The organism is Helicobacter cynogastricus (assembly GCF_900197855.1).
Lineage (GTDB): Bacteria > Campylobacterota > Campylobacteria > Campylobacterales > Helicobacteraceae > Helicobacter > Helicobacter cynogastricus.
Window position 1 is genome coordinate 1 of record NZ_FZMQ01000011.1, and the last position, 25,796, is coordinate 25,796.

Genomic DNA, 25,796 nt, shown 5'->3' on the forward strand with positions numbered 1-25,796 from the left:
TTTGGAAAACCCCCCACAGCCACGCCCTCCTTAGGCTTGAATTTGGGAATTTTAGGGCGGGCAAAAAAGCTAGAGGGTTTGAGTTTGTAGACTTTGATTGCCTTTAAATAGCTTTTCCAGTTTTGGACTAAGAGCATTAACACTTGTTGTGCGCTTTGAGCGCTCAAAGCTCTGTAATCTCTTTGGTTTTCTTTAGTGAAGCATTTGATTAAGTCATAAGCACTGGGGAGCTTAAAGCCTGCAAAGTAATGTTCTCTTAAAATGAAGTTTGCATAGTTGTAAAGATTTTTAGACAAATGACAAAAGTCTTTAATGCGCTTAAAACTTGGGTGTGTAGGTTTGATGATGTGGCGTTCAGTTAGAGTCATCTAAATCCCCATTAATCGCATCTATGAGTTCTTGTTTTACTTTGCTTTGATCTTTTTCTATGACAGCATTAACAAGCACGCCGTTACCTTTAATCGAATTTCTTATAACTAATGCAATATATGCTTTCATATAACTTAAATTGAAAATTTAACAATACCTGTAATTAGGTACACCGCTTTGGTTGATTTTGCACATACACCAACCTCAAACACTAATCCTTAAGTCTGCCAAACTTGGTGCAATGTGGCGTATTCTGCGCGTGCGCATGGGCTCTTTTGCATCTCATGCATGCGATTAGAGCAGGCGTTGAAAACGACAATAAGAAAAAGTGTTAGAAAAATTTTAATACCCATGTGTGTTCCTAATGGTAGTGGTTGGTGTGCTGGGCTGAGAGAGTGTTTTGATATTCAAGGTCATCTCCTGAGGCTTAGATTTACTTTTATGGCTTACATGGATGTTTGCAGAGGGGTTAAGATTTGACACATTTTGCACTAACACGCTCTTGCTCAAAGCCACTAACTGGATAGCATCCTGTACGCTCCCTTGTGTGTGGAAAAGAGACTGGATAAAGCGAGGGATGCGCCACACAAGAAAGAGTTCTAAAAGCGTGCTGATGATAACCATAAAATACACTTCATAGTTAGATGGGGAGGCGGGGATAAGGGTTTGGAGAATTTGCGCATTATAGCAGGCACAAAGCACCATGAGAGGTTGGTAAAAACTAAGCCCTGCGCATTTTTTTAAATATAGCCAAAGAATGGGGCGCAAACTAGCAAAAAAGCCTAAGGGGAGTACCAGTATACCTAAGGCAAGCCAAAGGTAAATTTCAATAGACACGATGAGGCTTAAACATAAGGTTAAGGCAAGAAGCGCGCCCTCACAGAGCAACACCCCTATTGTTAAAAGAGTGCTAGCATTCAAGCTCAATGTACCCATTGTGTGCATGATCAATTCTAGCGCGTGGAAGGCTTGATTGATTAAAAAGGCGAAGTTGAGCTGTGCGCCCTCCGCTCCAAAGGCAAAATTAGCGTGTTGTAAACTAGATGAGATGATCTCCATAAGAGCGTTTGAGGGAATGAATAGCACGCCTTTAAAATACCCATAAAAATCATGGGGGTGTTTCCAAGCGTAATTAAAAAGGGTAAAAAAGCCCGCAAAACCCGCCATAGAAAAGAGCGTCTTAGTTGCAAACATATCTCCCAAACGCACCCTTTGATACGCCCAAATCATCAAGGCTAAACTTAAAATCCCATTATAAATTAGTGGGAGGTGCAAATTTTCTAAGATCTGATCACCCAAGCTTGACAAAAGCTGTTGGGTTGGATTCATAAAAAAGTTTAAAAGATGTTGGTAAAGATCCACGGCCGACTTTCTAGCAGTATGCGGAGTTGTAGTATAATCAAAGTTTTTAAAATCTGCTCAAAGGCTTTAGATGAATCCCCTGCGCACTTTATTAAAGGACTCTCAAAAACGCTTGATTGTGGACGCGCGTGCCTATGCCCACAAAGTGCTCATGCAACACAAACCCTACCCATGGCATGACCCCACTCTTTATAGCAATTACATGAAACAGGTCGCCTCTTTATTGAGGGCGGATGTGTTGGTTTTACGCTTTGATAAACTCTTAGAGGAGGAACTTAAAAATAATACCTCTCTTGTAGACAAGATGAAAGAGAAAACCCGTAGTGGTTACGCCCTCAAGGTGTTCATGGCTGATGAGGAATTACGCGCTATCACCAGCTCACTCATCAATACCGCGACTAATATTTTGCATGTGCATGTGCTCACACAGCTTCCCTCCCCCCTAGACCTCTTGAAAATGACGGCTAGAGCCGTGGGGGCTAGTGAGGAATTTGAAGAAGATCAGATCGAAAATGCGGGCGTTTATTGCGCTGACTGGTTACGATCCTACAAGGATTCCAAAGTTTGTGGTCTTCTTTTTGATGCAAGAAACCATGCTTTAAATTTGGAGCTTTACAAGCCCATTACCAACACTGCAGAAGGGTATGGCTGGGTGGTGGGTCTTAGAGAACAAGAGGCTCTACATTTTGTAGGGGAAAAAGCTCCCATTCCTGTTTTGGATTCGGATTTTTGGATTGATGCGAGTGCTGGGGGAGCGTGTGCTGGGGGAGCGTGCGTAAATCGGGTGTTTTTTACAGAAATCCACCAAGATGCAGTACCCGAAGCCGTGCTAGAAAAACTTAAAGAGTTTGAACTTACTTGAATTCCTGCATTTGAGTAACGCTATATTGGGTAACTTGAAAACCTGTAGGGTTCTTGGGCAGGGGGGCGTTATCAGATGTGGGGGGCGTTACAAATGTATAGCTTAGGGTGATGTTATAACGCTTTTCATAAACAGGTTTTCCCTCGTGGAAAAGTTTAGCTTTGATTTGCACATGGCTGATTTTAGAACCCTGCGCTCCCTCTAAAATGGCGATGTGGATAATGCGAATGTCTCGCTGTATTTTGCTATCAGTGTAAACGCTATTTTTAGAGGCGACCAATTCCTCAAAAAGTCGCCACACCTTGCTACTGCTTTGCAGACGCACGATCTCATAGCGTTCTTGATCATCAATCCCATTAATGGACTCGCGATTGAGGATGTAATGCCCAATGAGGGAGCGCACAAGAGCCTCATTACTTGAAATACTCCCATCAGCGCGCTGGATAATGGCATAATGTTTATCTTGATTGGCAAAGTCTATAAAATGATGTTGGGTTTCTTTGAGGGGCAAAAGCACAATGATGGCAATCGCTAGACTTAGACTAATGACACTCAATAAAGCCACGAGTCTATAGGCAATTGCAGTATGTTTGCGCTCCAATCTAAAGACACTATTTAAGTCCATACGCTCAAAGCTAAGACCATCGATCTTGGTCTTGATCTCTTCTTCAAATTGAGCTTGCCTGGCCTCCAAACGCTCCAAGAGTTCTTTTAAAAGTTGTTCACGCAGAAAATCATCTCTCATAAGAGAATTATAATTAACCCGGGCTTAATGCAGAATCCTTATAATTTTTCCTAGCAATGTGGCATAGGTTAGGCAATTTTTTACGCACCAAATCTTGGGATTTTTTAACCGGCACCTTCCCCAAAGTCTATTCTATGACTGAGGAAAATAATATCTTGGGGCTTTATGATGCGCACTTCATCCTCACCAAACAAGAGCAGTTGGTGGGCATGGTAGAAATTGAGGGCTTGAGTTTGAGTGCTATGAGCAAGGAGGATTTAGAGGGCTATTTTGAGAGCAAACACAACGCCTTAAGCCAACTTGATGGGGTGATTTTGCGCATTTACACCAAACGCCGCCGTGTTCTTTTAGAGCAAAACCCTTGCGTGCAAAATGCGCATGCCCAAGCCATTATCCAAAGCTTTGAGAGTAAAGCGATTTATGACACACGCTATTATTTGATCTTTGAAACCATCACCAAGCCCATTCAAGGCTTTTTTGCGACAAAAAAACTCCAGCTCACCACTTCAGAAGATCAACCCTACGCGCACAAACTCTCTCTTTTAAACCAAGCGATCGCACAAATCAGACACACACTTGCCAATTTTAAACCCACTCTTTTAAGTGCTCGTGAAGTCCTTGAGTTTTACGCTTCTTATATCAATGGGGTTAGTATTCCCCTCAAACCCTCGCAAGGTTTTTTAGAGGATAGCTATATCGCCACTAATGTGCATTTTCATCAAAATTATTTTGTACAAGAGAGGCACAACACGCGCACTTATCATTGTATTATCGGAATTAAGGCCTATGGGAGTCAAAGCATCACTTCTATAGCCCTCTCTACCTTGCTCCACCACCAAAAAGAACTAGACATTATTTTTTCGATCAAGCCTCTAAGCACCCAAGAAGCCCTAGCTTTTCTCCAAGAAAAAATCCGCCTCACCTTTACAAAGCTGGTGCGCGCAGAGTTAGAAAATTACCATGAACTTATCAAGGCTAAACGCCTCTGTTTGCAACAATGCGCACTCAATATCCACCTTAAAAGTCCTGATTTAGAAACCTTAAACCAGCACGCCCAAGAGGTATTAAGTTTATTGGCCAATGAGCACCTAGTCGGCGTGGTAGAAACTTTGGGCTTGAAACCGGCGTATTTTTCTTTTTTCCCGGGGCGCATGCATCTTAATCCAAGATTGCGTTATCAAAGCGCGCAAGCTTTGGCGTGTTTGGTGGTGTTTGAGCGATCCAATCGGGGTTTTAAAAGCAATTCTTGGGGGAATATGCCCTTAAGTGTGTTTAAGAATTTGGATCACTCTCCCTATCTCTTTAATTTTCATAACCAAGAAGTGCGCCATTTAGGCGTAGCTAAACACAATATCGCTAAGGTGAATGGGCACACGATGATCATCGGAGCAACTGGGGCAGGTAAAACTACTTTGATGGGGTTTTTGATGATGAGCGCGCTCAAATACGATCACCTCAACATTCTAGCCCTCGATCGCGCTTATGGTCTTTTCTCTTGCACGCAGTATCTTGGAGGGAATTACAATAGCGGGGCGCATTTTAAAATCAACCCGCTTTCTTTAGAGTATTCCCAAGAAAACCACGACTTTTTGCACTCCTTTTATCTAGCCATGCTCAATCTAACGCCCCAAGACATCGCAGAAAACAACGCCATTCATAAGGCTTTGCATAGCCTCTATTCTACTCTGCCCCCCAAAACCTTTAGTCTTCAAGATTTTAAAGAAACTCTGATTCATAACTCTAAACTCGCTTTAAGCCTAGAACCCTATTGTAACCACCCCCTTTTTAGTGCCCTAGAGGATAGCCTAGAGCTTAACAACCCTCTAACCACGATTAACATGGACGCTATCACCCTTAATTCTAAAGATTTAGGACTTTTAGCCTATTACATCTTTTATAAACTTTTTCATTTATCTTTACATGCTAATCGGGGGTTTTTGTTATTTGTGGATGAATTTAGAAGTTACGCGCAAAATCCAAGCCTGAATGCCCACATCAATACCCTCATCACGCAAGCGCGCAAGGCAAATGGGGTTGTGGTGCTCGCCCTCCAAGACATCCATCAGCTCGCACAAATGCAAGATGCCAAGAGTTTTCTAAAAAACATGGGCACTTTGATCATTTACCCTCAAAAACATGCCCAAGACTTGAGCTCTGAGCTAGGCGTTGCTCTCAGCCAAATGGAGAGGCATTTTTTAGAAACCACCCCCCTACACGCGCGCCAAGTTTTGATCAAAAACATGAATGATGGGAGTTCTAATATTGTAGATGTCAATCTTGAAGACTTAGGACCTTATTTACAAATCTTTAATTCTAATGCCACTCATGCCAGATATTTAGAAGAGCTTATGCGCACCCACCCTCAAACTTGGCGCACCCATCTGCTCAAACAAACTTAAGAAAGGAGAGCGATGTTACTCACATTGCAAATTGCGGTGCTCTTAGGGGCGATTTATTTGGGCGTGCGTTTGGGAGGGATGGGGATTGGTTTTGCCGGGGGATTAGGCGTGGTGGTGTTGAGCTTGTTTCTAGGAATGCGTCCGGGCAATATCCCTTGGGATGTGATCCTTATTATCATGGCAGTTATTGGAGCGATCTCTAGCATGCAACTAGCCGGAGGGTTAGATTACTTAGTGAGCATTGCTGAGAAAATTTTGCGGCGTAACCCTAAACACATTAATTACCTAGCCCCGCTAGTTACTTATACCCTAACTTTGCTAGCGGGCACGGGACACACTTCTTTTTCTATGTTGCCCGTCATTGTAGAAGTGGCTAAGGGGCAAAATATTCGCCCCTCTCGCCCCCTTTCTCTAGCCGTAGTTTCTTCGCAAATAGCCATCACTGCCAGCCCTGTCTCAGCTGCTGTGATCGCCATGAGTGGCTTTTTAGAGCCCTTTGGAGTGTCTTACCCTATTTTGCTAGCTATCTGTATTCCCTCTACTCTGTGCGCGTGTCTGCTCACCGCCTTTATTGTCAGCACCTTTTTTCCTAATACACTAGAGCATAAAGTAATTTCTAATGCCACCACCACCTACTCCCACCAAGACATCCCCAAAAGTGCTAAACTCTCGGTGTTGATCTTTGTGTTGGGCATTGTTGCTGTGGTGTGCTATGCGACGGCTATTTCTAAAAACATCGCTTGGATCAAACCGGTCATTCTCCCGCGCAACGATGCCATTATTAGCTTTATGCTTGCCATTGCAACCCTAATTGTGCTTGTTTGTAAGCTCAAATGCAATGATCTAGTACACACCAGCACTTTTAAAGCGGGCTTGAGCGCGTGCGTGTGCGTGTTAGGTGTAGCGTGGCTAGGAGATACCTTTGTAAAGGGCTATATCGAGCCTATTAAAACCCTTGCTTCCTCTTTGCTCGTGCACTATCCCTTTTTGCTCGCTATAGGTTTGTTTTTTACTAGCATGCTTCTTTATTCTCAGGCAGCCACTACCAAAGCCCTAATTCCCAGCGTGATTGTGGCTTTGGGCATCACTCCTGAACATACCCAGCATGTTTATATTGTGGTGGCTTCCTTTGCGGCCGTTTCAGCCCTCTTTGTCTTGCCCACTTACCCCACTCTGCTAGGGGCTGTGCAGATGGATGACACGGGCAGTACGCGCATTGGCAAATACATTTTTAATCACTCTTTTTTCTTACCCGGGGTGCTTGTGATTGTCTTTGCTGTCGCACTAGGCTTCTTGCTAGCTCCTCTTTTGCTTTAAGATTGTTGGGGAGTTGGGGAGGTTTTAAATAAGGACTCTAACATGCTCAAACCGCTCTTTTTGGGGCTCTCCTCTTCAGCAATGACATTAAAGTCAATTTCATAACCAGTAAGCATGCAGGCTAAACGCACATTGACTCCACTTTTACCAATGGCTTTACTCTTTTGATCGGCCCGCAGGGTTACTAAAGCGTTTTTTTGCACCTTGTCCTCTAGGGTTTGTTGACTCAATTCAATTTTGACAATATTGGCCGGTGATAGGGCGTTGGCGATGTAAATTTCAGGCACTTCGTTGTAATGCACGCAATCGATACTTTCATTACAAAGCTCTTTGCTAATGGAGTTAATGCGTGTCCCCTTAACACCCACGGTTGCCCCGATGGGGTCAATTTGGGTATTGTGTGAGCGTAGGGCTAATTTAGCGCGATCCCCGGGGATACGCGCAACTCCCATAATTTCAATCTCTTTATCGGCAATCTCAGGCACTTCTAGGTGTAAAAGAGCCTCTAAAAATTTAGGCGTAGTTCTTGAGAGCTCTAAGATCAAACCCTGTTTGCTGAAGCGCACACTTTTAAGAATGGCGCGCAAAGTGTCGCCCACCTTGAAGCTCTCGCCCTTAATACGATTACGCAATGCCAGCACCGCCTGCACGCCCTCAATCTCTACAAAGGTGTTGTGATTCTTATCCACATCTAAAACAACGCCCCTTACAATGCTATTGAGCATACCCTTGTATTTTTGAAAATATTGATCCTCTAAACTTTTTTGGATATTGAATTCTAAATCCTTAAAAAGGGCGTTGACTGCCCCTCGTTTCATGTCTTTCAAACTAATTTCATAGTGTAGAAAATCATTAGGCTTTAAGGAAGGATCGTCTTTGAGGGCTTCTTTTAGGGCAAGCGTGTTGGTGGGGTCTGTGGTAAGCTTGGGATCATCATCAGCGCACACCTCCACAACATGCAAGAGAGTAAAATCCTTATTGCTATCATCAATGATAAAATTTGCCTGCGGGTCGATAGTGTTTTTTGCAACCTTGAGAATGCTATTTTTTACAACTTCTTTCACCATGTCTAAACTTAAACCTTTTTCATAGGCAATTAGCTCTACGATGTCTAAGATTTTTTCCATTTATATCCTTAAATATTGGGGCGTTTTTTTTATAAAAGAGAATCCTAGTATAGCAAATTAGGGTCGAAAACTTTATCTATTACGCACAACAATATTGAGAATCTGAGGACCTTTAGATTTAAATTTGGTGGGTGTAGGCTTTGGAGGGGTTGGTGTAGGTTTTTGGGGAGCAATCGAGGGTTTTTGAGTGGGTGAGAGTAGTGAGAATGGCGGTTTGATCTCATGGCGGACTTGGAGCATGTTTTTGACCAAACTGCTAGGAATGTCTGTTGCCTTCTTATCGATCGCTACACCCAAAATTTGACTTCTTATTAGTTGGGCTTCTTTTAGGGTGATGGCTCTAGCGTGCACGCCATCATTGCGAATCTTAGCAAATTTCTCAAGTTCATTGGGTAGTTTTTCTAGGGCAAAAGAAGCACTAAACATAGGTAATTTTTCTCTTAATTCGTAAAAACAGCAGTGTCTTAAAAGATCTCGGCATGTTTTAAAATCGATGTCTTTTTTGGCAATATTCTTACATTTCCATATATCTTCCAGTGTTACTTTTTTATGTTTTAGTGAGCAATCTACATTTAGAATTGACGGATCGATCGCGCCTAAAAACCCGATGAGGTCTTTAATCAAAAGATACGACTCTTGCTCTAACATCTTAGAATACTTGACAAGCATGGTACTAAAATCATAAAGAGGGTCTTGTTTATTGGCTTGATATTCCAATTCGGCGTAAACAATGTTATCCAAACTTTCATAGTGCAAACTATAAAGCTGATACCCCTAAATTGACATCAATTAAAGATTGTTTGGCGTTTCTAAAATCCTGAGTTTTAAACACATTGGGATAGAATTTCTCTTGATCTGCAAAATAATCATGGGGTTTTTTCATATTAATTATTAGAGGATAATCGTAATCGTTCCCATAGAGTCGGAAAGTGTGATCGCCGTAATTGGGCGTGGTAAACTTAGGCAAATGCTCATCACGCACCACAACAAAATTATTGCGCTCCAACTCTCTTAAATCGGTGATAACAAACCACGCCTCCACATCGTGATTTTTTTCTTTATAGTACTTAGGAGCTCTAGTCTGATCTAAGTTGCTACGCACCGCCTCCACTTTGGCTACAAAAAGATTATTCCAATCTGTTAAAAAGAGTTGTAAAAAATCTGTGCTATTCACATTTTTGTAAATATCTTGCAGAGCTTGAGGAAATTTATGTTCCTTGTCTTTAGACTTGGAGCGGATTTTACCAAAAGCTACCCTCCCATCCTTTTTGAGGATTTCTAAATGTAACTCGATCACATCTTTTTCGTAAAAAGGATTGTAAAGAAGAAGTAAATTGAAAATCATATCAAAACCGCCCTTCTGCAAGCTATTTAGAAACTCTTGATATTACTAGAATTGCGTTGTGAAACCACTTTTAATAGTGAAAAATCCACCTTTCTGATTCCACTTAAGGCTTGCAAGTCTCGCGCAAAATGCATCCGAATTTTGCGTACTTCCTTGAAAGTATCACTAGCGCACAGGCAACCTGTGCTTTTATAGAAATCTCCCCTCTCTAACTCTTAATGTGAATCTTCTTCTAGCTGGATACAGATGCGTTTATCCTTGTAAAGCCCCGTGCCTACAGGAATCATGCGCCCCAAAACCACATTCTCTTTTAAATCCTCCAAAAAGTCTTTTTTCATAGCAATACTAGCTTCTGTGAGCACTTTTGTGGTTTCTTGGAAGCTGGCCGCTGAGATAATGCTATCGCTCCCAATGGCCGCACGAGTGATTCCAAGCAAGACGGGTTCAGCAATGGCCGGTTCTCCCTTGAGAGATAGGACGCGTTGGTTCTCCTCCCTAAAATGTTTTTTGCTCACCAAATCCCCCTCGATAAACTTACTATCCCCGCTGTCTAAAATACGCACTTGGCGCAACATTTGTGAAACGATGATTTCGATGTGCTTGTCTGCAATGTTCACCCCCTGACCGCGATACACCTTTTGCACTTCGCTGACAATATATTTGTGCAACTCTTTCTCTCCACTAATGCGCAAAATATCATGACTGCTCACCACTCCCTCTGTGATTGCCTCGCCCGCATGTACAAACTCATCGGGGTGTACTAAAATTTTCTTGCCTTTATCCACAAAATGCTCTGAGAAACTTCCATCGCTAGCAACAATCATTACCCGCTCTTTGTTGCGTACAGATTTGCCAAAACTCACAATCCCATCTTTCTCAGAAAGAATGGCGGTGTCTTTGGGTTTGCTTTTGCGCGCCTCAAAAATATCAGAAACACGAGGCAAACCACCAGTAATATCCTTAGACTTGGCCGTAGCCTTAGGCACTTTGGCTAAAATATCTGCCACCTCTACCTGCACCCCATCGTTCACCATGATAGCGGTTTTGGATTCAAGAGGATAAGTTAAATCCTCCCCTGTTTCTGTCTCAATAACTAGGCATGGTTTTAGATCATTAGGAATGTAATCATTGATGGTCATTGTGCTGATATTGGTGTTTTGATCCTCAACTTGAGTTACGCTCACTCCCGGAACAATGTCTTGGAAGCGCACCTTACCTTTCACATCTGCAATAATAGGCGTGCTGTAAGGATCCCATGTAGCAATGAGGTTTTTTGCCTCCTGATTGGCCCTTACCAACAATGTTGTAGCTTCCACAGGACTATTGTCCCCGGTTTCAATAATCGAATCACGCGCGATGTAGTGGCGGATCGCTTCTTGATCATTCTCATCGGCCACCACTGCAAAAAGACCTTTTTCAGAAACCACCGCTCCCACCTGAATATCTCTGAAACGCTCAAGATGATCGTCTACTAAATTGTAATACTTCACTACGCCCTTTTCTTTGGCATAGATGTCCTGCGTGATTGGATCGTTATCGTTAATTGTGATCTCTGAGGCATAGGGGATGCGGTTGGGCACATTCCAACTATCTTTGATAATATCAGCGATACTGCCCCCCTTGTGCACTTTATAACCACTGCCATAGGGGAGATAGATTTTACCCTCGATCTTGCCACTCACCCCAGCTAGCTCATTGGGTTTAGCCACATCACTTTTACGCAATACAAAACGCGCTTCTTGCTCTTCATTTAGCACGCTTAATACTACTTCTTCATGGGAGTTATCAATGCGGATCTCGCCATCAAAGGGGGCTTTGATCTTGGGCTCTACTACAAGAATCGCCGCGTTACGGCGGTTAGCAATAATATTCTTTCCTTCTTTATTTTTATAGGTTTTGACATTGAAGAAGCGCACAAAGCCCTCATTATTGGCCACAATTTCGCGCTCCTCTTGACTTCGCGAAGCAGTCCCACCCACATGGAAGGTGCGCAAAGTGAGCTGGGTGCCTGGCTCACCAATGGATTGAGCGGCCACCACGCCCACCGCCTCCCCGGGTTTAACCATTTTACCCTCACCCAAATTCAAACCATAGCACTTAGCGCACACGCCCTTATGCGCTTTACAGGTAATGGGGGTACGGATGGTTACAGATTTAATTCCCGCTTCTACGATTCTCTTGGCTTTTTCTTCATCAATAAGAGTATCTGTATTGAGCAAAATTTCATTAGTGAGCGGATCGATAATGTCTTCTACCAAAACCCGCCCAAAAATGCGCTCTTCTAAAGGCTCGATGAGCTCGCTTCCCACGGTAATATCCGTGATTTCAATGCCCTCATGCGTGCCACAATCCTCTTGAACGACCTTGACATTTTGGGCAACATCAATGAGTTTACGCGTCAAATACCCGGCGGTGGCAGTTTTTAGCGCGGTGTCTGCTAGCCCTTTGCGCGCCCCGTGTGTGGAGTTAAAATACTCCAACACATTCAAGCCTTCTTTAAAGTTAGAGATAATAGGGGTTTCAATGATAGAGCCATCTGGCTTTGTCATTAGACCGCGCATAGCCGAGAGCTGTCTAATCTGTGTTGCTGAACCACGCGCACCACTATCTGCCATCATGTAGATAGAGTTAAAACCTTGCTTGTTTTCGGAAATGGCTTCCATCATCTCCTTGCCCATCGCTTCGTTAACTTCTGTCCAGATGTCGATAATTTTATTGTAGCGTTCCTGCTCGCTTAAGTGTCCCCCCTCAGATTGCCCCTGAATGGCCTTGACCTGTTCTTTTGCATTTTCTATAAGACGCGCTTTATTTTGAGGCGTGATAATATCCTCTATGGAGATAGAGATTCCTGCCTTGGTAGCATAACGGAAGCCTAGCATTTTAAGATTGTCTAAAAATTGCGCTGTTTTGCCAATCCCTCCTTCTTTGTAGACAAAATCCACCAAAGCTCCAATATCTTTTTTCTTCATCACTCTATTCCACAAATGGGGCGGAACAAACTCAGGCAGAATAGATTTGATCACCAAACGGCCTGCAGTGGTATGAAGAATATGGCGATCTTGTAAAACACGCACTTTGGCATGTAGGTCTAATTCTTTAGCGTCGATGGCAACCAAAACCTCTGCAACACTGGAAAAAACTTTATGTTCGCCCAACACACCTTTTTTTTCTAAAGAAAGATAATAGATTCCAAGCACCATATCCTGACTGGGCACGGCAACCGCCTTGCCACTAGCAGGTAAGAGAATATTCATGGAGCTAAGCATTAAGACCTTGCATTCAGTGATAGCTTCTTGGCTCAAGGGGACATGCACGGCCATTTGATCGCCATCAAAATCGGCATTAAAGGCAGAGCACACCAGTGGGTGCAACTGGATTGCTTTCCCGTCAATGAGTTTAGGGTGGAAAGCTTGAATTGATTGCTTATGTAAGGTGGGTGCGCGGTTGAGCAATACGGGGTAACCATCCACAATTTCCTCTAAGCACTCCCAAACCTCATTGGTTTTTTGCTCAATCATGCGCTTGGCTTGTTTAAGAGTGGTTGCAAAACCCTTTTCTTCCAGTTTGGAGAGCAAATGAGGCTTAAAGAGTTCTAAGGCCATATTTTTAGGCAAACCACATTGATCCATTTGTAAATTAGGACCTACTACAATTACGCTACGCCCAGAGAAGTCTACCCGCTTACCTAGCAAGTTTTGACGGAATCGTCCTTGTTTGCCCTTGATAATCTCTGAGAGGGATTTCAATGGGCGTTTGTTTGCTCCTTTAACCGCATTAGCGTTGCGACCATTGTCAAAGAGCGCATCTACCGCCTCTTGAAGCATGCGTTTTTCATTGCGCACAATGATTTCTGGTGCACCTAGTTCCATAAGTCGTTTGAGTCGTTGGTTGCGATTAATTACCCGGCGATAGAGTTCATTCACATCACTTACAGCAAATTTGCCCCCATCTAAGGCTACCAGAGGACGCAAATCTGGGGGCAACACAGGCAGAGCAGTGAGCACCATCCATTCAGGCCGATTGCCAGAATTTAGAAAGCTTTCCACGACTTTAAGGCGTTTGATGAGCTTCTTTTTCTTGGCATCTGAATTAGTGCCTTTAACTTCTTCTTTGAGGCTATTGAGCAGATGCACCAAATCCAGCTCTTCGAGCAGGTGCTTAATCACCTCTCCTCCCATATGCGCCACAAAGCCATGATCTTCATAACGGCGCGCAATTCCTTGAAATTGCTCCTCATTCAAAACATCGTATTTACAAACAGGTTTAGTACTCTCTAGATCATAAAAAGCCTCTCCGGGTTCTTGCACAATATAAGCTTCATAATAGAGTACACGCTCTAAATCTTTCATCTTAATACCCAGCAATGTGCCAATGCGACTAGGTAGAGAGTTCACATACCAAATATGCGCTACAGGAGTGGCTAGCTCAATATGCCCCATGCGGAAAGAGCGCACCTTAGAGCTAGTGATAGCCACCCCACATTTTTCACAGCTTCCAATAGTCTTATAGCGAGGTTTTTTATACTTCCCACACAAACACTCATAATCTTTGGTAGGTCCAAAGATTTTCATACAAAAGAGCCCATCGCGCTCGGGTTTGAGGGTGCGATAATTGATGGTTTCAGGCTTTTTAACCTCCCCATAGCTCCACTCGCGAATTTTATCTGGACTAGCCAAAGTGAGCTGAAAAGAGCTAAAATCTCTGGGGCGTTCGTCCTCTTTAATGGCAATGGGCTTAGGCGCACCAAATTCATCCACTTCATCTCCAAAAATATTCACATCTAACCCCAAAGATTGGAGTTCTTTAGTGAGAACATAAAAAGTTTCAGGGATTTCAGACTCGCCCACATGTTCGCCCCGCGCCACAGCCTTGTAAGCGTTTTCACGCCCCTTAATATCGTCAGATTTAATGGTGAGCATTTCCTTAAGCGTATGGGCTGCCCCATAAGATTCTAGAGCCCATACCTCCATTTCCCCAAAGCGTTGCCCTCCAAAGAGTGCTTTACCTCCTACAGGTTGCTGAGTTACCAAAGAATAGGGCCCCGTGCTTCTAGCATGCACTTTTTCATCTACAAGATGGTGGAGTTTGAGCATGTACATATAGCCCACATTCACGCGCTCTTTCATCTTTTCACCCGTGCGTCCGTCATAAAGCTCTACTTTGCCATCTGGATCAATTTGAGCAAGTTCAAAGAGGCGTTTGAACTGCTCCTCGCTAATGCCCTCAAAAACAGGGATAGCAAATTTCACCCCAGAACTCCAATCACGCGCATAGGCAAGCAAGGTTTCATCCGGGCAATTTTCTAGCATTTTGGCTAGGCTATCGTTTTGGATATTGACCACATGGGCAATTTCTAGCATTTTGGCGCGTAACTTCTTAAGCATGTCTTGAGTGTGGTTTTTGAGCAATGCGTCAATTTGTCCGCCTAATTGTTTGCCCACTAAACCTAAATGTACTTCTAAGATTTGCCCAATGTTCATCCGACTTGGCACGCCAAGAGGATTAAGAACAATATCTACAGGTTCGCCATCAGCAGTATAGGGCATGTCGGCAATGGGCACGATATTAGACACAATGCCCTTATTGCCGTGCCGTCCAGCCATTTTATCCCCCACTTTGAGCTTGCGCTTAGTGGCAATGTAAATCTTAACTTTTTTGATCACTCCATTTGGCAAAATGTCGTCTTTTTCCAAGATAGAGAGCTTTTCCTCATGCTCTTGGCCTAAGATTTTTTTCTGCTCTAAGAAGTTGGCTTTAATGTGCTCAAATTGATCTTGAACAGCCTTTTTGTATTTTTTAGCTAAAGAAGCCAGCCCAAAGCGGTTGATTTCCATCACCACATCTTTAGGGATTTTGCCCCCTTTAGGGTAAGTGGTGTCATTAAGGGTTGTGCCCTCTTCTAAGGGTTCTTTAGAGAAAAGCGCGCTGATTTGCAATAGCTCCTCGCGATTAAGCATGGTCAAGCGATCGAAATGCTCAATGTCTAGGGCCGCCTTCTCCTCCTCATAAGCACTTACCGCACGCGCGTCTTTTTCATAGCCTTTTTTGGTGAGAATATGCACCCCAATCACAATTCCCTCTAAGGAAGGGGGACAATAAAGTGATTTGTTCACCACATGCCCGGCCTTGTCTCCAAAAATGGCGCGCAACAAACGCTCCTCTGGGGTGCTTTTCATCTCGCCTTTAGGCGAAACCTTGCCCACTAAAATCATTCCGGCATTGACATAAGTCCCAATTTTGACAATTCCTCCGCTGTCCAAATGAGCGACTTCTTCCTCTTTGACATCTGGAATGTCTGCGGTAAACTCTTCAATACCATGTTTGAGCTCTCGCGCTTCGACCTCTTTTTCATAGATATGCACAGAGGTAAAGACATCGTCTTTGGTGATTTTTTCACTCACCACGATCGCATCTTCAAAGTTATAGCCATTCCAAGGCATGAACGCCACACGGATATTTTTCCCCAAAGCCAATTCCCCAGAATCCATGCTAGGGCCATCGGCAATAATTTGTCCAGCTTGCACACGATCGCCCACCTTAACAATGGGAGTTTGGTTAAAGCAGGTGTTTTGATTGGTGCGCAGATTTTTTTGCAAAAGATAGGCATCAATATAGGTTTGCTCGCCCTCACCTAAAATATAAATGTTCTTAGAATCAACTTTTTCTACGATCCCACTACGCGTTGCTTTGACACTTCCCCACGAATCGCGCGCAATAATGCTCTCAATGCCGGTCCCCACAATGGGAGTTTCTGCTTTTAAGAGGGGCACGGCTTGGCGTTGCATGTTAGTCCCCATCAAGGCGCGGTTAGCATCGTCATGTTCTAAGAAAGGAATAAGAGAGGCCGCCACACCCACCAGCATGCGCGAGCTCAAATCCATCAAGGTAACCTTGTCTTTTTCACGCATGACAATTTCCCCACTCACACGGGTTTCTAAAAAGTCATCTTGAATATAACCCTGTGCGTCTATACGCGTACTAGCAGGAGCAATCACCTGCCCTTCTTCTTGGATGGCGGTTAAATAGACTACTTCCTCACTCACTTTACCATTGATCACTTTTTTATAGGGAGCTTCGATGAAACCTAAATCATTCACCCGTGTAAAGGTAGAGAGGGTGTTGATCAATCCGATATTTTGCCCCTCAGGGGTTTCAATAGGACAGATGCGCCCGTAGTGAGTGGGGTGCACATCTCTAGCCTCAAAGCCCACGCGATCCTTAACCAAGCCCCCTTCACCCAATGCAGAAATACGGCGTTTGTGCGTAACTTCTGAGAGTAAGTTAGTTTGATCCATAAACTGAGAGAGTTGTCCGCTCATGAAAAATTCTAAAATCGTGCTGGTAATGGTCTTAGAGTTGACAAGATCATGGGGCATGAGATTTTCTAAGGCACTATTCATCGTGCTTAGCTTGTCCTTGATGGTTTTTTGCATTTTCATCAAACCCTCATGGAGTTCATTGGCCAAGAGTTCACCCACCGCTCTAATGCGCCGATTACCCAAGTGATCCCGATCATCAATTTGTCCCTGTCCATTTTTGATCTTGATCAAGTATTTCATGGTGGCGATAATGTCCTCATGGGTAAGCACGGTAATATAATCGGGCACTTTGACATGTAGCTTATGATTCATTTTCATGCGCCCCACCATCGTTAAGTCATAACGCTCAGGGTCAAAAAAGAGTTGTTGCACATAGGCTTTAGCCACATCAGGGGTTACAGGATCGCCCGGGCGCATCACTTTGTAAATGCGAATGGCGGCTAAGGCACTCTCATCCTCGATTTTTTCACTCTGTCTAAGTAAGCGCAATGCGTCTGCATCGCCCAAGAAAGATTGAATCAAGGCAGCGTCATGTCCTAAAGCCAGATCATTAGCGATCACAAACTCGCTCACGCCCGCTTCTTGAATTTTTTCTAATTTGGCAGATTCTAGCAGGGTGAGGCTATCAAAGAGCAGATCGCCTTGCGCGTCCAAAATAGGTTCAACCAAGTAGCGGTTACGCAGAATGTCGCTAGGATATTCTACCCATTCAATCTGACTTGCTCTGAGTTCTTTGGCCCGCTTGTTGCTCAATTTTTTGTTAGCACCAACAAGCACATTACCCTTATCATCTTTGAGTTCAAAATCAAAATGTTGATCCAAATTGATGCTTGCAAAAGGAATATAATATTTTTCTCCCACACAACGAATCCTTAAAAGTGGGTAGAAAATGCGGATGATATCTTGTTTACTATAACCTAATGCGCGGAAAAGAATCGTAGCAGAAACTTTACGGCGTTTGTTAATGCGTACATGCAAAGTATCTTTAGCATCGTATTCAAAATAGAGCCATGAACCGCGATCAGGAATGATTTGACCGGTATAGATAAGCTTGTTAGCACTGGTGGTAGACTTCTCTTCTTTAAAAATCACCCCGGGGCTCCTATGTAGTTGATTAACTACCACCCGTTCCACTCCATTGATGATAAAAGAGGTGCGATCAGTCATTAAAGGGATTTCTCGGATAAAAATACTCTGCTCTTTAATGTCTTTAGGACCTAATCTCTCATCTGTTTTAGGGTCTTTTTCCCACAAAATAAGGCGGATTTTGATTTTAAGAGGGACAGAATAGGTGATGCCCCGCTCCATTGCCTCACGCACCGTGTATTTACTCTTACCATACTCGCAACCATCGTACTCTAAAGTGATGCGGTTTTGGGTGTCGTGAATAGGAAATACTGATTTGAACACTCGCTCAATCCCACTCTCACGCCCCCCTTTGGGATGGAGAAAAGCCTCATAGCTATTTTTTTGTAAAAGTAATAAATTGGGAACTTCCAACTCTTGAGATATTTTAGTAAAATCTGCACGCAAGCGTTGATTCAAGGCTGAATACTGCATGTTAAACCTTTGTGGAATATGTAAAGTTGGCATTGTAGATAAATAGCCACGCGCATTTACCTAAAATGTCTGCTTTAGCAAATACGCATGAAAATCCCCTTATAGCATTTCCCCCTCCACAGACGACTTACTTAATTTCAGCCTTCGCTCCGACTTCTTCGAGTTTCTTTTTGAGGGTTTCGGCCTCCTCTTTGTTCACACCCTCTTTGAGTACATGAGGAGTTTTTTCTGTGGCTTCTTTAGCTTCTTTAAGGCCTAAGCCGGTGATTTCGCGCACCACTTTAATGACCTTAATTTTTTCTGAGCCTGTTTCAGCCAAGATCACACTAAATTCGGTTTTTTCCTCCACCGCTTCAGCAGCCACAGCCCCCCCAGCTCCAGCGACCACGGTGGGTGCAGCACTCACGCCAAATTTTTCCTCAAATGCTTTGACCAACTCAGAGAGTTCCAAAACGCTCATATTACCAATATGTTCTAAGAGTTCCTCTTTATTAATTGCCATGCTAATCCTTTATGCCTCTTCTTTTGACTTTTTCAAATTGTCTAAACCTGTAACAAAATAACGCGCTGGCGCACTCCAGACAGAGAGCAACATGCCAATGAGCTCTTGTTTGCTGGGCAGTTTAGAGATTGCCTCAATATGCGCGCTGTCTACGGCTTGTTTTTCATACAACCCCGACTTGACGCGAAAATGATCCTTATGATCCTTAGCAAAACCCATGACCAGCTTTGAGAGGGCGATTTGATCGCCACCCCACACAAATAAATTGGTTTCCTTGAGTTCAAGGGTGGGTAATTGCGCCCCTTTAAGCGCGAGACTTGCTAGCGTGTTTTTAATCACCTGCACCTGAATATCTTGGGCGCGCGCACTATTGCGCAATTTTTCCAAATTTTTCACGCTCAAACCCTTATAATCGCATACGACTAGGGCTTCCATGCCATTAAAGGCACTCCTGAGCGTAGCGACCAAGCTCTGCTTTTGTTCCTTATTCATGCTTCCTCCTTTCCGACTCCAACTTCCACAAGGCTACTCTCAAAGTAATTCAAGCCAATGCCCTTGTTTCTTTAGTCTAAGATCAACTATTTGACATCCATAAGTTCTTGGGCGTTGAGGCGCACACCCGGAGACATGGTCAAAGACACCACGCTATTGCGGATATATTTCCCTTTAGAAGTGCTAGGTTTGAGTTTGTTTACCGCGCGCACGAGCTCTAGCATGTTTTCTTTAATCTGGCTAACCTCAAAGCTCACCTTGCCTACGGGTGCGTGTAAATTCCCCTTTTTATCCACGCGGAAATTCACTTGTCCGCTTTTAGCATTGCTCACAGCCTTTTTAATATCCATCGTAACCGTGCCGGTTTTGGGGTTGGGCATAAGTCCTTTAGGTCCTAGAATACGCCCCACTTTGCCCACAACCGCCATCATGTCTGGGGTGGCAATGACCATGTCAAAATTAGTGTTCCCATTTTTGATCTCTTCGGCTAAGTCCTCTCCGCCGACCACATCCGCACCCGCCTCTCTAGCTTCATCTAGTTTAATATCTTTAGCAAAGACGGCGACACGCACTTTTTTACCCGTACCATGGGGTAAAACCACCGCTCCGCGCACCATTTGATCGGCATGTCTTGGGTCTACACCCAAGCGTAGAGCCACCTCCACCGTTTCATCAAACTTAGCAGAAGCTAGGGTTTTCACCACACCCACACCCTCTTCCAAGCTGTAGACCTTTTCTTTTTCAAACTTATCGGCTAATTTTTCTAGTCGTTTTGCTGTCTTTGCCATCTCTATCCTTCTACTTCAATGCCCATGCTTTTTGCGCTACCCATTACAATGCGCTTAGCCGCCTCTAGGTCTGTGGTGTTAAGATCTTCTAATTTGTTCTTGGCGATCTCTTCTACTTGGGCTAAAGTGAGTTTGCCCACTTTATTTTTTAGAGGGTTGTCCGCTCCCTTAGCCACCCCACTCGCCTTTTTGATGAGATCGGTCATGGGGGGCTTTTTAGTCACAAAAGTAAAGCTTTTATCCTGATAGACCGTGATGATCACGGGGATATTAAAGCTACCCATATCCTTTGTTCTCTCATTAAAGGCCTTGCAAAATTCCATGATATTAACCCCCCTTTGCCCCAAAGCAGGGCCCACGGGTGGGGAAGGATTTGCCTTCCCCGCCGGAATTTGCAATTTAATTTCGCCGACAACTTTCTTTGCCATACATGCTCCTTAAATGATTTTTTCTACTTGAGAATAGAGAATCTCAATCAAAGTATTGCGCCCAAAGATGGAGACATTCAACTTTAGCTTGCGGTGTTGCACATCGTATTCTTCCACAGTAGCAGTGAAGTTAGCAAAGGGTCCCTCAATGATACGCACCACTTCGCCTTTTTCGTAGTAAATCTTAGGTTTAGGGGCTGCCCGATTGGTCATTTTCTCCAAAATATTGCCAATATCCGCATCGCTTAGTGGGGTGGGCTTTTTGCTCTCTCCGATGAAGCGACTAACCCGGGGCAGAGATTGGATTTTATGCCAAAGCACCGTGTCTAAATCCACTTTGATAAAGACATACCCGGGGTAGAGACTGCGCTCAGTTACCTTATTCTTGCTCTTTTTAGAGAGTTCAATCACATCCTCAGTGGGCACGATGACCTCTTGCACGCGATCGCTGATATTATTCTCTCTAACCATGTTTTCAATGGCCTTTTTGACCGCCTGCTCACTGCCAGAGTAAGTTTGAATTGCATACCATTCCATAAGACCTCCTAGAGAATGCTAGCAACAAAAGACGACAAAACAAAATCAATCAAAGCTAAGAATAGAGTGATGATGCTCACCACAATCACCACAGACACAAGGGCGTTACGAATCTGCTCCTTGAGTGGGAAGATCACCTTTGATAGCTCTTCTTTTGTCAATCTGTACTGGGATAACCACTTTTTCATTCTACCAACTTTCTCTTGCCACTGGCAGGTCAGGAGGGACTCGAACCCCCAACAATCGGTTTTGGAGACCGGCGCTCTACCATTGGAGCTACTGACCTCTGACCCCCTCCCACGCACCCCTAGCTTTTGAGCTTGACCTCTTTATGCATGGTGCGCTTATTATCCCTAGGGCAAAACTTCCTGAGCTCCAGTTTTTCCGTGTTTGTCTTGGCGTTTTTGGTTGTGCTATAATTGATCTCGGCACAATCCGCACATTTCAGACCAACTTTAACTTTCATCCCTCTATCCTATTTATTCAAGGATTTTAGTTACCACGCCCGCACCCACGGTTTTACCGCCTTCACGGATGGCAAATTTCGTACCCACTTCCAAAGCGATAGAGCTAATGAGCTCAACTACAATTTTAGTGTTATCTCCGGGCATGATCATCTCAGTGCCCTCAGGCAGAGTGATAGAACCGGTTACATCGGTGGTGCGCACATAGAATTGAGGACGATAGCCATTGAAGAAAGGAGTATGGCGACCACCTTCCTCTTTGGAGAGTACATACACTTCGCCCTCAAATTTCTTATGAGGAGTGATGGAGCCGGGTTTACAAAGCACCATACCACGGAAGACATCCTCTTTCTTCGTGCCACGCAAGAGCACACCTACATTATCCCCTGCTTCGCCCTTATCAAGCTCTTTGCGGAACATTTCTACACCGGTAACCGTGGTCTTTTGGGTATCTTTAATACCCACAATCTCCACTTCATCCCCGATTTTCACCACGCCCCGTTCAATTCTACCGGTGACCACGGTGCCACGCCCAGCGATGGAGAAGACATCCTCTACAGGCATCAAGAAAGCTTTTTCCGTGTCGCGCTCAGGAGTGGGCACATAGCCATCCACTTGCGCCATCAAATCCAAAACTTTTTGTCCCCATTCGCCAATATTGCCACTTTTGGCTTCTTCTAAGGCTTTAAGCGCAGATCCGGCAATAATAGGGGTGTCGTCTCCGGGGAAATCATAGGCACTCAAGAGTTCGCGCACTTCCATTTCTACGAGGTCTAAAAGTTCTTGATCGTCCACCATGTCCTGCTTGTTCAAGAACACCACGATATGAGGAACGCCCACTTGGCGCGCGAGCAGGATATGTTCACGAGTTTGAGGCATAGGGCCATCAGCAGCAGATACAACTAGAATTGCGCCATCCATTTGGGCTGCACCGGTGATCATATTCTTAACATAGTCGGCGTGTCCGGGGCAATCTACATGCGCGTAGTGGCGGTTTTCTGTGGAATATTCAATGTGAGAGGTCGCAATGGTGATCCCTCTTTCTTTTTCTTCGGGGGCGTTGTCAATATTATCATAATCTTTGAGTTCGGCTAAACCTTTTAAGGATAGCACGGCAGAAATCGCTGCACTCAAAGTGGTTTTTCCATGGTCAACATGCCCAATGGTACCCACATTGACATGGGGTTTGTTTCTCTCAAACTTTGCTTTTGCCATTTGTGCTCCTGATACTTAAAATTTTAAAACCTATTAGGGATAGCTACACTGGAGCCCATAAGCGGAATTGAACCGCCGACCTCTTCCTTACCAAGGAAGTGCTCTGCCCCTGAGCTATATGGGCACCCTTGGAGCGGGAAACGGGACTCGAACCCGCGACCCTCAGCTTGGAAGGCTGATGCTCTAGCCAACTGAGCTATTCCCGCGCTGGTGGTGAGACGTGGATTCGAACCACGGAAGGCGAAAGCCAGCAGATTTACAGTCTGCCCTCGTTGGCCACTTGAGTATCTCACCTAATGGAGCTGGCTAAGGGACTTGAACCCCCAACCTGCTGCTTACAAGGCAGCTGCTCTACCAATTGAGCTAAGCCAGCACTAACACAAATTTTAATTATAGCACTTTTTGCCCCTCCCTGTCAAGAGCTACGCACTGAGCTTTTCGAGCATGGCGACCACAAAGCGCGCGCTGGTGTGTGCGGCTTGATCTAAGAAACGATCAAAATCCTGCGGAGCGTCCCCATTAGCACCATCGCTCACACTGCGCAATACGCAAAAGGGCACTCCAAAATTATGACACACAAACCCCACACTCGCCCCCTCCATTTCCACCACATCCGCTCCAAAATCGCGCACTAATTCTGCCTTGCGCTCTTTAGAACTTACGAATTGATCGCAGGTGGCAATGACCCCACTTTTAAGCTCTATGCCCAAATCATGCGCCACGCTCTGGGCAAGAGCGTTCAAGTTAGAATCGCTGTGCACAAAGACCGCGCTCTCAGGAATAAAGCCTAGAGGGTGTCCAAAGGGTGAGAGATCGACATCAGCTTGGCAGAGTTTGCTCGCTAGCAAGAGATCATTCACCTGCAAAGAGGAATTAAGCCCCCCAGCCACCCCGCTAAAAATGAGAGATTGCACCCCATAGCGCAAGCACATGGTGGCTGCTGTTGTGGCGGCATGCACCTTGCCTATCTTGCTATAGGCTAGAATGATACGCGCGCCCTTAAAGGGAATGCTATAAAAGATATTACCTCCAATGGTCTCCTGTGTGTGTGCGCCTAAGAGTTTTAAAAAAGGGGCGATCTCCTCAGACATCGCACCCATTACACCGATAGTTTTTTCCATGTGTGAATCCTTATACAAAGGCGCGATTCTAGCATGGTTTTTTAACATTCGGTGTTGTTTTCATTTTGTGCTACAATGGCGCGATCAATTAAAAGGGATGACTATGCAGAGTGCGCTAAAAAGAGTACAGGAGGCGATTGAGGCCATCCAAAAGGGCGAACTCATTATTTTGATGGACGATGAGGATCGCGAAAACGAGGGGGATCTGGTAATGGCAGGAGAATTTAGCCACCCAGATAAGATTAATTTCATGGCCAAACATGCGCGCGGACTGATCTGTGTGTCGCTCACTAAGGAGCTTGCCCGCCGCTTTGATTTGCAACCTATGGTGTCTTACAATGACTCCAAACATGAAACAGCTTTCACGGTTTCCATAGATGCGCGCCAAGCCAAGACAGGTATTTCTGCCTATGAGCGATCTTTGACGATTGAATTACTATGCGATGAAAAGACCAGTGCACAAGATTTTGTGCGCCCGGGGCATATTTTCCCCCTTGTGGCTAAAGATGAGGGCGTTTTAGTGCGCACTGGACATACAGAGGCAAGCGTAGATCTATGCAAAATGGCGGGATTAAAACCAGTGGGTGTAATTTGTGAGATCATGAAAGAGGATGGCTCAATGGCCAAGCGGGGGGATAAATTTTTGCTAGACTTTGCCCAAGAACATGGGCTTAAAATTTTGTATGTCTCAGATTTAGTGAGTTATCGCCTCCAAACAGAAAATCTCGTGCATTTGGTCTACAGCGCACCCGCGTGTTTTATGGATTACCATTGCACTTACATTAAGCTTGTGGATCATCTCCAACGCGAACACCATGTTTATCAATTTGGCAACCCATCCGTGCCTTTAGTGCGCTTCCATGTGGTGCAAAACGATCACGCTCTCTTGAGCCAACCCGAACAATATAACTTTTTCTTAAAAACTCTGCAGACATTGCATTCCCAAGGAGGTTATCTAGTGTGCATTAACCCTCAAGCTAAGACAGATACCATGAAAAGCTTTGGAGTGGGGGCACTAATTTTAAAGAGTTTAGATATTCAAGATTTTAAGCTCATCACCACTCAGGACAACCCCGAATATACAGCTTTGAGGGGTTTTGGTTTGAATCTGCTAGAAACCTTGCAACCCTAGCACTTGCAACCCCTTTAGTGTTTGTGCTTTAGCTCCTTTAGGTGCAGGCAAGAATCTTTAAACCCCATAGCACAGGCCTTTTGGAAGTATTGGCGTGCTTTTTCTCTGTCGGGCTTAATACCTTTGCCATACTCATATATCACTCCCAGATGATCGTAAGCCGCAAGATTCCCCATGTCTGCTGCCTTTTGGAAGTATTGTCTGGCTTTGGTGTAATCTTTGGGGACACCTTCATCGTCATTCTCATAGATGACTCCCATATAGAAATAACCCTCCGCATATCCAAAGTCTCCTGCCTTTTTGAAATATGGCAGGGCTTTTTTATTATCTGGCTTTACAGCGCACCCGAATCTATCGCAATCGCCACCCACATTATACAGATAGCCTAGGTTAAAATAAGCCTCCGCGTTCCCCAAATCTCCCGCCTTTTTGTAATAGAACAACGCCTGCGCGTAATCACTAAAACCACTATCATAGTCACTATATAGATCCCCCAAACCGACATAGCCCTTAACGCTTCCTAAATCTGCTGCTTTTTGAAAGTATGTGAAAGCCTTGTCATAATTTTTGCGATGGTAAGCCTTGTTGGCTATAGAGAGGTATTGTTTAATTTGTTGGGCTTTTGTTGGGTTTTCATGGGCAACAACACTTCCAACACAACACAGACTAACAAGAGCTATTTTAAGGAGGTTTTTAGCAATGCGCGTCATCT

At 44.4% G+C, this 25,796-nt stretch carries 21 protein-coding genes, 5 tRNA genes and 1 pseudogene; 4 read left to right on the plus strand and 23 right to left on the minus strand.

All coding sequences use genetic code 11. From position 1 onward, the window contains the following. The 3 genes and pseudogenes from C6H00_RS05135 to C6H00_RS05140 form a co-directional block, all read right to left on the minus strand. Positions 1 to 368: pseudogene (locus C6H00_RS05135) on the minus strand (RNA-guided endonuclease InsQ/TnpB family protein); the annotation flags it as partial. A gap of 219 nt (positions 369 to 587) precedes the next feature. Then, positions 588 to 722: a hypothetical protein gene (locus C6H00_RS08980; RefSeq protein WP_267891998.1), complete on the minus strand. Its 135-nt coding sequence runs from the start codon at positions 720 to 722 to the stop codon at positions 588 to 590. Next, the gene (locus C6H00_RS05140; protein WP_104749950.1) at positions 712 to 1,731 is read right to left on the minus strand and encodes a hypothetical protein; all 1,020 of its coding nucleotides are present in this window, start codon (positions 1,729 to 1,731) and stop codon (positions 712 to 714) included. Before C6H00_RS05140 ends, C6H00_RS08980 begins: the two co-directional genes overlap by 11 nt. A gap of 70 nt (positions 1,732 to 1,801) precedes the next feature. On the opposite strand from C6H00_RS05140, the gene C6H00_RS05145 reads away from it, so the two are divergent. Next, the gene (locus C6H00_RS05145; RefSeq protein ID WP_104749951.1) at positions 1,802 to 2,593 is read left to right on the plus strand and encodes a hypothetical protein; all 792 of its coding nucleotides are present in this window, start codon (positions 1,802 to 1,804) and stop codon (positions 2,591 to 2,593) included. On the opposite strand, the gene C6H00_RS05150 is transcribed toward C6H00_RS05145, so the two are convergent. Further along, the gene (locus C6H00_RS05150; protein WP_104749952.1) at positions 2,586 to 3,338 is read right to left on the minus strand and encodes a type IV secretion system protein; all 753 of its coding nucleotides are present in this window, start codon (positions 3,336 to 3,338) and stop codon (positions 2,586 to 2,588) included. The two genes, C6H00_RS05145 and C6H00_RS05150, sit on opposite strands and share 8 nt — an antisense overlap. A gap of 56 nt (positions 3,339 to 3,394) precedes the next feature. Between C6H00_RS05150 and C6H00_RS05155 the strand changes: the two genes are divergently transcribed. After that, complete coding sequence (locus C6H00_RS05155; protein ID WP_104749953.1) at positions 3,395 to 5,737, plus strand: VirB4 family type IV secretion/conjugal transfer ATPase; 2,343 nt, start codon at positions 3,395 to 3,397, stop codon at positions 5,735 to 5,737. A gap of 12 nt (positions 5,738 to 5,749) precedes the next feature. Next, entirely contained in the window at positions 5,750 to 7,054 is a 1,305-nt protein-coding gene (locus C6H00_RS05160; protein ID WP_104749954.1) for an anaerobic C4-dicarboxylate transporter, read from the plus strand. Here C6H00_RS05160 and nusA read toward each other — a convergent pair. From nusA to C6H00_RS05245, 18 genes are all read right to left on the minus strand, one after another. After that, on the minus strand, positions 7,051 to 8,181 hold the full coding sequence (nusA, locus tag C6H00_RS05165) for a transcription termination factor NusA (protein WP_104749955.1): 1,131 nt from the start codon (positions 8,179 to 8,181) through the stop codon (positions 7,051 to 7,053). The two genes, C6H00_RS05160 and nusA, sit on opposite strands and share 4 nt — an antisense overlap. A gap of 72 nt (positions 8,182 to 8,253) precedes the next feature. Next, on the minus strand, positions 8,254 to 8,922 hold the full coding sequence (locus C6H00_RS08820) for a hypothetical protein (RefSeq protein ID WP_233704435.1): 669 nt from the start codon (positions 8,920 to 8,922) through the stop codon (positions 8,254 to 8,256). A 16-nt stretch (positions 8,923 to 8,938) separates the two neighbouring features. Beyond that, a complete protein-coding gene (locus C6H00_RS08825) occupies positions 8,939 to 9,526 on the minus strand; it encodes an HP0729 family protein (RefSeq protein WP_233704436.1) in 588 nt (195 codons plus the stop codon). Positions 9,527 to 9,741: 215 nt separating this feature from the next. Further along, entirely contained in the window at positions 9,742 to 18,405 is an 8,664-nt protein-coding gene (locus C6H00_RS05175) for a DNA-directed RNA polymerase subunit beta/beta' (RefSeq protein ID WP_104749956.1), read from the minus strand. Positions 18,406 to 18,532: 127 nt separating this feature from the next. Further along, positions 18,533 to 18,907, minus strand: a complete 375-nt coding sequence (rplL, locus tag C6H00_RS05180; protein WP_104749957.1) for a 50S ribosomal protein L7/L12 — start codon at positions 18,905 to 18,907, stop codon at positions 18,533 to 18,535. A gap of 9 nt (positions 18,908 to 18,916) precedes the next feature. Continuing rightward, positions 18,917 to 19,399, minus strand: a complete 483-nt coding sequence (gene rplJ, locus C6H00_RS05185) for a 50S ribosomal protein L10 (RefSeq protein ID WP_104749958.1) — start codon at positions 19,397 to 19,399, stop codon at positions 18,917 to 18,919. A gap of 86 nt (positions 19,400 to 19,485) precedes the next feature. Further along, complete coding sequence (gene rplA / locus C6H00_RS05190) at positions 19,486 to 20,187, minus strand: 50S ribosomal protein L1 (RefSeq protein WP_104749959.1); 702 nt, start codon at positions 20,185 to 20,187, stop codon at positions 19,486 to 19,488. Between the two features lie 2 nt (positions 20,188 to 20,189). After that, complete coding sequence (gene rplK / locus C6H00_RS05195) at positions 20,190 to 20,615, minus strand: 50S ribosomal protein L11 (protein WP_104749960.1); 426 nt, start codon at positions 20,613 to 20,615, stop codon at positions 20,190 to 20,192. Between the two features lie 9 nt (positions 20,616 to 20,624). Then, on the minus strand, positions 20,625 to 21,152 hold the full coding sequence (gene nusG / locus C6H00_RS05200) for a transcription termination/antitermination protein NusG (RefSeq protein WP_104749961.1): 528 nt from the start codon (positions 21,150 to 21,152) through the stop codon (positions 20,625 to 20,627). Positions 21,153 to 21,160: 8 nt separating this feature from the next. Continuing rightward, positions 21,161 to 21,340: a preprotein translocase subunit SecE gene (gene secE / locus C6H00_RS05205; RefSeq protein ID WP_104749962.1), complete on the minus strand. Its 180-nt coding sequence runs from the start codon at positions 21,338 to 21,340 to the stop codon at positions 21,161 to 21,163. 22 nt (positions 21,341 to 21,362) lie between these two features. Then, positions 21,363 to 21,438 (minus strand) — tRNA-Trp (locus tag C6H00_RS05210). Between the two features lie 21 nt (positions 21,439 to 21,459). Continuing rightward, positions 21,460 to 21,618 carry a 50S ribosomal protein L33 gene (gene rpmG / locus C6H00_RS05215; protein WP_104749963.1) on the minus strand — a complete coding sequence of 53 codons (159 nt, stop codon included), beginning with the start codon at positions 21,616 to 21,618 and terminating at the stop codon, positions 21,460 to 21,462. Positions 21,619 to 21,631: 13 nt separating this feature from the next. Beyond that, a complete protein-coding gene (gene tuf, locus C6H00_RS05220; RefSeq protein WP_104749964.1) occupies positions 21,632 to 22,831 on the minus strand; it encodes an elongation factor Tu in 1,200 nt (399 codons plus the stop codon). A gap of 49 nt (positions 22,832 to 22,880) precedes the next feature. Continuing rightward, positions 22,881 to 22,955: transfer RNA gene (locus C6H00_RS05225), tRNA-Thr, on the minus strand. Positions 22,956 to 22,960: 5 nt separating this feature from the next. Continuing rightward, positions 22,961 to 23,037: transfer RNA gene (locus tag C6H00_RS05230), tRNA-Gly, on the minus strand. Between the two features lie 2 nt (positions 23,038 to 23,039). Then, positions 23,040 to 23,125: transfer RNA gene (locus C6H00_RS05235), tRNA-Tyr, on the minus strand. Positions 23,126 to 23,128: 3 nt separating this feature from the next. Next, positions 23,129 to 23,204, minus strand: a tRNA-Thr gene (locus C6H00_RS05240). A gap of 49 nt (positions 23,205 to 23,253) precedes the next feature. Then, entirely contained in the window at positions 23,254 to 23,952 is a 699-nt protein-coding gene (locus C6H00_RS05245) for a 5'-methylthioadenosine/adenosylhomocysteine nucleosidase (protein ID WP_104749965.1), read from the minus strand. Positions 23,953 to 24,055: 103 nt separating this feature from the next. Between C6H00_RS05245 and C6H00_RS05250 the strand changes: the two genes are divergently transcribed. After that, positions 24,056 to 25,084: a bifunctional 3,4-dihydroxy-2-butanone 4-phosphate synthase/GTP cyclohydrolase II gene (locus C6H00_RS05250; protein WP_104750150.1), complete on the plus strand. Its 1,029-nt coding sequence runs from the start codon at positions 24,056 to 24,058 to the stop codon at positions 25,082 to 25,084. A gap of 14 nt (positions 25,085 to 25,098) precedes the next feature. Here C6H00_RS05250 and C6H00_RS05255 read toward each other — a convergent pair whose 3' ends face one another. Continuing rightward, positions 25,099 to 25,794: a tetratricopeptide repeat protein gene (locus C6H00_RS05255; protein ID WP_104749966.1), complete on the minus strand. Its 696-nt coding sequence runs from the start codon at positions 25,792 to 25,794 to the stop codon at positions 25,099 to 25,101. Between the last annotated feature and the right edge of the window lie 2 nt (positions 25,795 to 25,796).

Coding starts and splice junctions, on each gene's coding strand:
- C6H00_RS08980 (WP_267891998.1), bottom strand. CDS start 722: ATGGGTATTAAAATTTTTCTAACACTTTTTCTTATTGTCGTTTTCAAC.
- C6H00_RS05145 (WP_104749951.1), top strand. CDS start 1,802: ATGAATCCCCTGCGCACTTTATTAAAGGACTCTCAAAAACGCTTGATT.
- C6H00_RS05150 (WP_104749952.1), bottom strand. CDS start 3,338: ATGAGAGATGATTTTCTGCGTGAACAACTTTTAAAAGAACTCTTGGAG.
- C6H00_RS05155 (WP_104749953.1), top strand. CDS start 3,395: ATGTGGCATAGGTTAGGCAATTTTTTACGCACCAAATCTTGGGATTTT.
- C6H00_RS05160 (WP_104749954.1), top strand. CDS start 5,750: ATGTTACTCACATTGCAAATTGCGGTGCTCTTAGGGGCGATTTATTTG.
- nusA (WP_104749955.1), bottom strand. CDS start 8,181: ATGGAAAAAATCTTAGACATCGTAGAGCTAATTGCCTATGAAAAAGGT.
- C6H00_RS08825 (WP_233704436.1), bottom strand. CDS start 9,526: ATGATTTTCAATTTACTTCTTCTTTACAATCCTTTTTACGAAAAAGAT.
- C6H00_RS05175 (WP_104749956.1), bottom strand. CDS start 18,405: ATGCAGTATTCAGCCTTGAATCAACGCTTGCGTGCAGATTTTACTAAA.
- rplL (WP_104749957.1), bottom strand. CDS start 18,907: ATGGCAATTAATAAAGAGGAACTCTTAGAACATATTGGTAATATGAGC.
- rplJ (WP_104749958.1), bottom strand. CDS start 19,399: ATGAATAAGGAACAAAAGCAGAGCTTGGTCGCTACGCTCAGGAGTGCC.
- rplA (WP_104749959.1), bottom strand. CDS start 20,187: ATGGCAAAGACAGCAAAACGACTAGAAAAATTAGCCGATAAGTTTGAA.
- rplK (WP_104749960.1), bottom strand. CDS start 20,615: ATGGCAAAGAAAGTTGTCGGCGAAATTAAATTGCAAATTCCGGCGGGG.
- nusG (WP_104749961.1), bottom strand. CDS start 21,152: ATGGAATGGTATGCAATTCAAACTTACTCTGGCAGTGAGCAGGCGGTC.
- secE (WP_104749962.1), bottom strand. CDS start 21,340: ATGAAAAAGTGGTTATCCCAGTACAGATTGACAAAAGAAGAGCTATCA.
- rpmG (WP_104749963.1), bottom strand. CDS start 21,618: ATGAAAGTTAAAGTTGGTCTGAAATGTGCGGATTGTGCCGAGATCAAT.
- tuf (WP_104749964.1), bottom strand. CDS start 22,831: ATGGCAAAAGCAAAGTTTGAGAGAAACAAACCCCATGTCAATGTGGGT.
- C6H00_RS05245 (WP_104749965.1), bottom strand. CDS start 23,952: ATGGAAAAAACTATCGGTGTAATGGGTGCGATGTCTGAGGAGATCGCC.
- C6H00_RS05250 (WP_104750150.1), top strand. CDS start 24,056: ATGCAGAGTGCGCTAAAAAGAGTACAGGAGGCGATTGAGGCCATCCAA.
- C6H00_RS05255 (WP_104749966.1), bottom strand. CDS start 25,794: ATGACGCGCATTGCTAAAAACCTCCTTAAAATAGCTCTTGTTAGTCTG.